This window comes from Campylobacter troglodytis (assembly GCF_006864425.1).
Taxonomy (GTDB): domain Bacteria; phylum Campylobacterota; class Campylobacteria; order Campylobacterales; family Campylobacteraceae; genus Campylobacter_D; species Campylobacter_D troglodytis.
Genome location: NZ_QHLI01000133.1, coordinates 1 through 1,891, shown reverse-complemented (window position 1 = coordinate 1,891; position 1,891 = coordinate 1). Strand labels below are relative to the sequence as shown.

The following is a 1,891-nucleotide window of genomic DNA, read 5'->3' as shown; positions in this document are numbered from 1 at the left end:
CTATTTGCACTTAAAGGAAACTGAATTTAGATATAATGTTAAAGTTAAAAATGAAAATTTGTATAAAATTTTGTTAAAATTGATTAGGAAAAATCCTATAAAATTTTAGCTAAAAGTATCAATCGCCTTTAAATTTATACCACTTAGGTGAATTTCAAACTTGAATTTTAAACTTGCCCACTAAATTTATATTATTTATGTAAATTTCAAACTTGCCATTATTGTTTCCCTCATTGCTAAAAATATCCACCTCTTATTTAACCCTTATTTTTATTCCAAAGCAACTGTAAATTCTATTTGGCTTTAAGGTAGTTTGTAGGATGTAGGCTTTGTTTGGCATTATGGTGTAGGCTGTGTTTGGCTTAGTTGACATCTTTGCCTTTCTCATCTTCAAATTTTATAAATAGAATTTTAGCAAAGCTCACTTATTTTACACACTCTTTCAATGTACATAAACTCTATGCTAAATTTATGTGAATTTACTTGCAGTCCTTGCAGTGTTTTTTTATTATTTGTTCAACCTTAAAATTATAGTTTGAGCCATATCCTGTGCCATAATAAAACATTTTTATGCAAGCCTTAAAATCTTTGTAGCTTAATTTTGCATTATCCTTACTGATTTCATAAACTTCCCTTTCCTCATCAATATATGCTTGCAAATCTTTAAATGCTGAATTTGAATCCATTATTTTTACTCTATTGTCTGTGGGATCAAGTGATAACTCGTGAAGTTCTTGTTTGATTTCATTTTTATCGCCTATCCCCATACAATAAGATAAGCCTAACCAAGAAAGCTCCGCTACTTTCCTATAATGATCCATAAAAACCTCATTCTGTTCCTCTGCATTTAGCAAACAAAAAACTAAGATAATAAAATATATTGATTTTTTCATTCTTATTTTTTACACAAGTTCCCAAAATTGAAAATCTTTTACTTCATACTTGCCACTTAAATAATTGTTGCTTATTTCAGAATCTTCAAACATTTTATTTGCACCATTCCACAAAGTAGTATGCCCTCCCGCATCACTAAACCCTTTAATTCTCATGACCACAATGCCATTTTTACTAAATTTACTAAACTTTTCATTATAAAACTTTTTAGCTTGACTTGCATCTGAAAAAGTTATGATATTATATGGTTTGTCGCTATTGCCCCAATTTAGTGTTAAAAAGTTTCTTACACCATAAATTCCCAAATAATATAAATTGCCATCAGCTCCATAAAATCTTTTATTTTCATATTGACATTTTCCTATATCAATGGGTAATTTTTTATTTTTTATCAAATATTGGCTATCAAGCAAGTAACTATAATTGAGCGCATAACTAATACGCAATGCACAAGAATTCAGTGTATGTCTTCGCACTTCATTGGGCTTAATTCCTTGTATTTTTTGCTTTTCGATTAGTGCTTCATTGCTTAAAAATTCATTGTATAATCCTCCACCTATATGTTTAAAAATAGCTTCAGCACCGTGTTTATTTGCCAATTCCAATGCTTCTAATGCTTGTGTCTGTGTATTTATGGCTTTGTTATAATATTGCAAATATACATTTTTAAAAATTTCATTTATCTTTGCGTATGCCTTTCTTACACTTTCCCAACCTGGTCTTTTGCATTCTATATTTATAGCTTTGTCTTTACAAGTAGCAGTTAATATTTCACTCATTTTAATTCCTATATTTTATTATATTTGTAATATTTTTTACTAATGCTTGATTATTTTCTATATTCACTTTTAAGTCAAAAGTACCATTTTTTGTTTTAAACCCTATTTCCACCTCCTCACCATCCTCATATCCACTCGTTTTTATATGTAAATTTAAATCAGAGCTATGTCTTGAATCATCGCCCTCTAATCTTATCATTTCCTTTCCATAGCTAAAA

General features: G+C 28.9%; 3 protein-coding genes and 1 pseudogene. 1 reads left to right on the top strand and 3 read right to left on the bottom strand.

Annotation, left to right across the window (positions count from 1 at the left end):
- Positions 1-109, top strand: a pseudogene (locus tag DMC01_RS12350) (IS1595 family transposase); the annotation flags it as partial.
- Between the two features lie 370 nt (positions 110-479).
- Here DMC01_RS12350 and DMC01_RS12345 read toward each other — a convergent pair.
- From DMC01_RS12345 to DMC01_RS12335, 3 genes are all read right to left on the bottom strand, one after another.
- Positions 480-893, bottom strand: a complete 414-nt coding sequence (locus tag DMC01_RS12345; protein WP_142694484.1) for a hypothetical protein — start codon at positions 891-893, stop codon at positions 480-482.
- A 9-nt stretch (positions 894-902) separates the two neighbouring features.
- Positions 903-1,673, bottom strand: coding sequence for a type VI secretion system amidase effector protein Tae4 (locus DMC01_RS12340; protein ID WP_142694482.1), 771 nt, complete (start codon positions 1,671-1,673; stop codon positions 903-905).
- A 1-nt stretch (position 1,674) separates the two neighbouring features.
- A partial coding sequence (locus DMC01_RS12335; RefSeq protein WP_142694481.1) for a hypothetical protein occupies positions 1,675-1,891 on the bottom strand: 217 nt, incomplete at its 5' end.

Bases quoted from the DNA above. Each gene is read 5' to 3' on its own strand.
- DMC01_RS12345 (WP_142694484.1), bottom strand. From the start codon at position 893: ATGAAAAAATCAATATATTTTATTATCTTAGTTTTTTGTTTGCTAAAT.
- DMC01_RS12340 (WP_142694482.1), bottom strand. From the start codon at position 1,673: ATGAGTGAAATATTAACTGCTACTTGTAAAGACAAAGCTATAAATATA.